The sequence below is a fragment of the Loktanella sp. DJP18 genome (genome assembly GCF_049310965.1).
Classification (GTDB): Bacteria; Pseudomonadota; Alphaproteobacteria; order Rhodobacterales; family Rhodobacteraceae; genus Loktanella.
Genome location: NZ_JBMERN010000300.1, coordinates 1 through 1666 on the forward strand (window position 1 = coordinate 1; position 1666 = coordinate 1666).

The window sequence follows — 1666 nt, forward strand, 5'->3', positions numbered from 1 at the left end:
GCCGTGTCGTTTGCAACGCAGGCAACATTCTCGAGGCAGGCTGCATAGGTCAGCGCGTCGACGTTCACCACGCTGTGTCCGGCCGCTATGGCCTGGCGGACCACGGCAGACCCGATGAAACCCGCCCCCCCGGTGACGAGGATTTTCAAGAGGCACCCTCCCAGGAAAACGGAGATGTCAGGTCGGCAAATCGACCGGCGGCGGTATCCTTCACCGAAAGCATCGCATCGGACGGATCGATCCCCCAGTCTATGCCGAGATCGGGATCGTCAAAGCGCACCGCGCCCTCGGCCGCGGGCGCATAGGTCGCAGAGCATTTGTAGGCCACGACAGTATCGCGTGTGCGCGTGACGAAACCATGCAGAAATCCCGCCGGAACCAGAAGTTGACGTCCATTCTCGGAAGACAGGGTCACACCTACGTGCTGCCCGAATGTCGGCGAGCCGGTTCGGATGTCGACGGCGACGTCCCAGATTTCGCCTGAGACGACCCGGACCAGCTTTGCCTGTGCCGACGGGGGGGCCTGGAAATGAAGGCCGCGAACCGTGCCCGCCTCCTTGCTCCAGGATTGATTGTCCTGCACGAAAGTCGTGAAGATGCCGTGGCGCGCCAAGGCTTCCTGATTGTAGGTTTCGCAAAATGCACCCCGATCGTCGCCAAACACGCGCGGCGTAACCACGACCAAGTCTGAAATGTCCGTCTCTTCAATCATGTGCAACCTCCTATCCTGGGCCTCGACGTCATGGTCATAGTAGGTTCGGCACGCCATGGCGACTCACACTCTTACTGGCACCTGCATGGCAACTTCTAGGCATCGCTGAGATTATCGCATCTCTGGCCCATTCATCGCATCCCGTCAGGCCATGATCCCGACCGGAAGCAGGAGCCGATGCTTGGCAGATGTCGATGTGTTTTTGCAGGAGATCAATGTAGCCTACGGCTGCAAGGAATTGCGCAAGAACCAAAACTAGAACGAGGGTCATATGATGAAGGCAGCATTCAATTGAAGAAGCGTTTACTGTTTGTTCAGTTCGGCGACTTCCGTGAGGCTTTCGAGCGATTTGCCGGTGGCGGTCCAGAAACCTACCGGGATCAGGAAAAATCCGTCGGTTACGTCAGTGGCCTGGCACGAGAAAACCTCGTGACAACGCTGTGTTTCGGGACAGATTCATATGACAGCGAAATCGCGCCCAACTTACATGCAAGAGGGGTCGTACGAGGTGCTTTCGATCAAAATTCAGTTCAAGATGTTATGGATGAATTGCAGCCATCACATCTTGTACTCCGGACCCCACACATCGGGTTCTTGTCCGAAGCCGCAAAGCGGAACTGCCACGTCCTGCCAACATTTGCCGATATCATGCAACGCAATGGCCTTCGACAAGCTTGGCGAAATAGAAATCTGCGACATAAAATAAGTCGAATCAGAGCTCCCTGCGTCTCGAACCATAGTCTGAACGCGTCCAAGTCGCTGGTGACGGTTTTGGGCCTGTCTCCCAGCCCAGTTATACCCTGGGACTGGAGCAAGGTTCCTATCGCCGGCCCTCTCAAACCAGCTCCCGACAATACAGCGGGCCCACAAATTTTCTTTGCTGGAAATCTCAGCGAGGCAAAGGGTGTCGGCGACTGCATTGCTGCCATTGCGATCCTACATCAGCAAGGCCAC

General features: G+C 56.4%; 2 protein-coding genes and 1 pseudogene. 1 reads left to right on the forward strand and 2 read right to left on the reverse strand.

Annotated features, from left to right (window positions below; translation table 11 throughout):
• Both ACOI1H_RS25400 and rfbC read right to left on the reverse strand, forming a co-directional pair.
• Positions 1-149, reverse strand: a 149-nt coding sequence (locus ACOI1H_RS25400; RefSeq protein WP_422441087.1) for an NAD-dependent epimerase/dehydratase family protein, incomplete at its 3' end; no start/stop codon positions are given.
• The gene (rfbC, locus tag ACOI1H_RS25405) at positions 146-712 is read right to left on the reverse strand and encodes a dTDP-4-dehydrorhamnose 3,5-epimerase (RefSeq protein ID WP_422441085.1); all 567 of its coding nucleotides are present in this window, start codon (positions 710-712) and stop codon (positions 146-148) included. The genes ACOI1H_RS25400 and rfbC, both read right to left, overlap by 4 nt.
• Positions 713-1003: 291 nt before the next feature.
• Here rfbC and ACOI1H_RS25410 point away from each other — a divergent pair.
• Positions 1004-1666: pseudogene (locus ACOI1H_RS25410) on the forward strand (glycosyl transferase, group 1); the annotation flags it as partial.

What these genes read in the sequence shown, in the direction of transcription:
- rfbC (WP_422441085.1), bottom strand. Translation starts at nt 712, where the DNA reads ATGATTGAAGAGACGGACATTTCAGACTTGGTCGTGGTTACGCCGCGC.